This is a genomic window from Loigolactobacillus jiayinensis (genome assembly GCF_003946445.1).
GTDB lineage: Bacteria > Bacillota > Bacilli > Lactobacillales > Lactobacillaceae > Loigolactobacillus > Loigolactobacillus jiayinensis.
In genome coordinates this window covers 1-3,714 of the sequence record NZ_RHOF01000105.1, presented here as the reverse complement: position 1 = coordinate 3,714, position 3,714 = coordinate 1, and the positions used below count along the sequence as shown (strand labels likewise).

Genomic DNA, 3,714 nt, shown 5'->3' with positions numbered 1-3,714 from the left:
GGTGTCTTTTTTTTACCATTTTGGCTGGGTGGCTAACTTAATTATAAAACGCGCGTATTTTTGATTTAGGAGTCTGGTCTAATGTTTACAACGTAATGCGATGTTTTGTCACAGAAATCTATTGTTAACTATTATCAATAAAACTTTATTAATAAGCTAACATGCTATACTTTGTGAAATGATGTTCATAAAACAAGCTGAATCATTTGATACCAAAGCGATGAGCACAAGTGAATAAATCGTGAAAACGCTTGATATTAATTGTAAATTCGTATATAATTTTATTTATCGGAATGAAAATGCTTACAAAGCTTTCATGTTTAGGAGGAAAATAGTAGCATGTCAGACAATAAAATTTCGGCCGGATTAGCGGCATTGAAAGTTATGTCAGGGTGGGGCGTCCACACAATGTATGGGATTCCATCAGGTACTTTGAGTGGTTTAATGAATGCAATGGGTGATCCAGAAAACAAAATCAAATTCTTGCAGGTTAAACACGAAGAAGTCGGTGCTATGGCAGCTGTCATGCAGTGGAAATTTGGTGGTAAATTGGGTGTGGCCGTTGGGTCTGGCGGTCCAGGTGCAACGCATTTAATAAATGGTCTTTATGACGCGGCAATGGATAATATCCCAGTATTGGCTATTTTAGGCTCTAAACCAGTACGCGAGTTAAATATGGATTCGTTTCAAGAATTAAATCAGAATCCAATGTACGATAATATAGCTGTTTATAACCGTCGCGTCGCAACCGCAGAACAGTTGCCTCATCTTGTTGATGACGCCATTCGAACTGCAATTGCCAAACGTGGCGTAGCTGTACTAGAAGTACCGGCTGATTTTGGCTTTACAGAGATCGATGCTGACTCACTGTATTCGACGCCACTGTATTCATCAGGCGTAACTTATAAAGAATATAAGTCCGCACCAGTCGACGAATCAGATATTTCTGCTGCTGTCGATATTCTTAACCAAGCTAAGCGTCCAGTGATTTATGCGGGAATTGGCACGATGGGGCATGGATCAGCAGTTCAAGCATTATCTCGTAAAATGAAAGCGCCAATTATTACAACAGGTAAAAATTTTGAAACATTTGATTGGGATTTTGAAGGTTTCACTGGCTCCACTTTCCGTGTTGGTTGGAAGCCAGCTAACGAAGCTATTCTTGAAGCTGATAATGTCCTGTTTGTTGGTACAAACTTCCCATTCTCCGAAGTTGAAGGCACTTTCCGAAACGTGAATAAGTTCATACAAATTGACAATAACCCAGCAATGTTGGGTAAGCGTCATCAAAATGACGTCGCTATTCTAGGGGATGCAGGTGAAGCGATTGCCGCCATTTTAGCTAAAGTATCACCCGTAAACGATTCACCATGGTGGCAGGCGAACGTGGCTAACGTCAAAAATTGGCGTGACTATATGAATAAACTTGAGCAAAAAACGGAAGGTGATTTACAGGCCTATCAAGTTTATAATGCTATCAATAAATACGCAGCAGATGATGCTATTTTCTCAATTGATGTCGGTAATGTCACTCAAATGTCCGTACGTCATTTGCACATGACAGACAAGAATATGTGGCGGACATCACCATTGTTTGCCACAATGGGGATTGGTTTGCCAGGTGGAATTGGTGCCAAAAACACTTATCCGGATCGTCAAGTGTGGAACCTGATGGGAGATGGGGCATTCTCAATGACTTATCCAGATGTTGTTACTAACGTGCGCTATAAGTTGCCCGTCATTAACGTTGTATTTACTAATACAGAATACGGATTTATTAAAAATAAGTATGAAGACACGAATACGTACAATTTTGGTGTTGATTTCACAGATGTTGATTATGCTAAAATTGCCGAAGCGCAAGGTGCTGTTGGCTTGACTGTTAGTCGAATTGAAGATATTGATCAGGTGATGAAAGAAGCGCTTGATTATTACAATCAAGGTCGCGTAGTTGTGGTCGATGCAAAAATCACCAAAGACCGTCCTATTCCTGTTGAAACCCTAAAGTTAGACACTAATTTGTATAGCGAATCGGTTGTTGAGGCCTACAAGGAAAAATATGAAGCACAGGATTTAGTGCCATTCCGTGAGTACTTAGAAGCACAAGGTATGACGTCGAGATATATTAAAGACAATAACGACAATAAGTATAGTTTTTAATCTTAAAAAGTAATTTCGCCCGCGAAGTTGCTTTTTTTAATTGCAAAAATATGCTGTTTAATGCTTTTTTTGATAATCAGATGCAGACTAACTATTTAATGTTTATTTTATTTATATTTTACAATCTACCTATTCAAAAACTACTCGAAAAAGAAGGCGTCTCAGGAGAAAGCATCAACCTCTATATTCAAAAAAACGTAACAAAGATGAATTTGTTTTAACACGATTAGGAACGGAACTAAAAAATGAACTTGATGTTACGAGTCACTATTTAAATTGGGATATTTTAAAATACTAAAGTATTTAATTATTTAATTCCTTGGTAGACATAATGCTGATTAATCAAAGTCAGCTAGGAATTACTGGTGTAATAGGCTTCCTGATTTTCTACTTGTGAATTTAAATTGGTCTAGTTTTAAAACGTTGATTTAGTAGGATTTCGGTGAAATAAAACTTTGTGAAATTCTGGCGGTTTACCACCGATTTTTCTAGTGATTTCACTAGTGAATATCTATGGGTAATTCTACCAGAAAATTTACCGGTAAACCACTAGCTGAGAATTACTTAGTGAAACTTTAGTGATAGGTGCAATGTTATTGGGTGGCTCAGCTTCACAAACCGAGCACGTGGTTGCAATAATCGAATTTGGGCCATTCCTAATGGGGAAGCCTACGCTCACTGGTTACTCAGCGTCACCGCCGGGACTTGATCGAATCGTAAGTTTAGAGCATCTTAATTGGTGCTTTTTATTTTATGTATAATGTTTTGATACACGTATTTATACACAATAAAATAATACATAAAATCAAAACCTATTGACTTCAGCAACTGTTATTGCTATTATTTGTGTGTAAATATGTTCAACTAAACATTATACAACCACGAAAGGAACTTCGATCATGGCCGAAAATAAAGAGATAACCACCTATTACACGGTTGAGGAGTTGGCACGACTGATTAAGGCATCCCGTAGCACCGTGTATAATCGGGCAAAAAAGTATGGTATTAAGCTAGGCGGAGAATATACAGACGATCAAATACACACGCTGGGTAAGCCAATCAAAGGTGTGTCTAAAACACCAATTGAACGTATTCGTATACAATTAGACAATGAACATAAAGCGGAAATCGGGGTGCTGGAGCAAAAACACGCCCTAGAGCTGGAAAGCTTACGCCGTGAGTACGAAATTAAGGTTGATGAATTGAAGTCCAGCAATGCAACGATTGTTGCCGCACTGGAAGCCAAGCAAGCCAAGGAAGTCGCTGATATCGAACGCGAACATGATCGGGCAGCTAAGGCTTGGGAGCACACGCGCGACACGTTGGAGAAGCAACTGCAAGGTATGAGCAATCAAATGAACGAACTAACCGCGCGTTTACCGAGGTTAGTCGGCGAGGTGGTCAATCACCAGTTGAAACTGGCCGAACAGCGGGAGCAACGGGCTAAGAAAGCTAGTGCGCAGCCAAAAACTAAGACAAAAAAAGCCCCGAATTGTCAGCCCAAGTGCAACACTTACTAGAATTAACTTATAATTGGTCTAGCTGTGATGATAA

General features: G+C 39.2%; 2 protein-coding genes. Both read left to right on the top strand.

All coding sequences use genetic code 11. The annotated features are described in order from the left end of the window. Positions 1 to 339: 339 nt before the first annotated feature. A complete protein-coding gene (spxB, locus tag EKM80_RS14510; protein WP_010014580.1) occupies positions 340 to 2,160 on the top strand; it encodes a pyruvate oxidase in 1,821 nt (606 codons plus the stop codon). Between the two features lie 899 nt (positions 2,161 to 3,059). After that, the gene (locus tag EKM80_RS14505; protein ID WP_125554381.1) at positions 3,060 to 3,680 is read left to right on the top strand and encodes a hypothetical protein; all 621 of its coding nucleotides are present in this window, start codon (positions 3,060 to 3,062) and stop codon (positions 3,678 to 3,680) included. Positions 3,681 to 3,714 lie beyond the last annotated feature (34 nt).

Coding starts and splice junctions, on each gene's coding strand:
- spxB (WP_010014580.1), top strand. CDS start 340: ATGTCAGACAATAAAATTTCGGCCGGATTAGCGGCATTGAAAGTTATG.
- EKM80_RS14505 (WP_125554381.1), top strand. CDS start 3,060: ATGGCCGAAAATAAAGAGATAACCACCTATTACACGGTTGAGGAGTTG.